At 36.7% G+C, this 660-nt stretch carries 2 protein-coding genes; both read right to left on the bottom strand.

Annotated elements, in window-relative coordinates; genetic code table 11:
• Positions 1 to 299, bottom strand: a 299-nt coding sequence (locus tag AN957_RS26530) for a hypothetical protein (protein ID WP_056682219.1), incomplete at its 3' end; no start/stop codon positions are given.
• Positions 300 to 660: hypothetical protein (locus AN957_RS28220; RefSeq protein WP_172797733.1), on the bottom strand; the 361-nt coding region annotated here is incomplete at its 5' end. It abuts the gene before it with no gap.

Raw genomic sequence — 660 nt, 5'->3', positions numbered from 1 at the left:
TATAAAACTCCTTTCATTGTTAACGTTTCTACTAATTCAGCTAATGCTAGTTGATTATTGATCTTATCTATTTCCTGTTTTTCTATACTTTCTGCCAAGGCTAGTTGTAAGACTAACTTTTCTTGCTCTAAGGTTTCCAACTTTTCTTCAAAGGTAGGCAGTTGTGGCACAGAAACATCAGGCTGGTTTTCGTCTCTCCACTTTTGAGAAGGTGTTACCAATAACTTTGAAGTAACTTCACCGTCAGAATTCTTTGCAACATGCCACTCACCCCATTCATCAATAATAACTTCATACATTTACAACACCCCGAATAACTGAATTTTTGTTCCTGGCGCAAACTTGAAATTCACATCAGGTATTGATAACTCAATTGATGTTATTTTTTCTATAACTGGCGACCTCAAAAGCACTAGTGACCCAAATTTTTGGGAACTACCTGATGAGCCGGTAATGTACTGATTATGTTTAATTCGCTTAGCTTCCCCTTGCTCATTCGAGAACTCAATTTCTGCATAAGTAGCCTCATTTGTGGTATTCACCTGACTATAGAAGTGACCAATATACAACTGTGAATCATGGTTTACATTAGTAGTACTTGAACCTTGGAATGATATACCTCTAACTGTCCCTACTCCACTTTCATTTATCTTCAAACTA

The organism is Cytobacillus solani, from assembly GCF_001420595.1.
In the GTDB taxonomy this organism is placed as follows: Bacteria; Bacillota; Bacilli; order Bacillales; family Cytobacillaceae; genus Cytobacillus; species Cytobacillus solani.
This window is presented reverse-complemented; position numbering and strand designations above follow the sequence as displayed.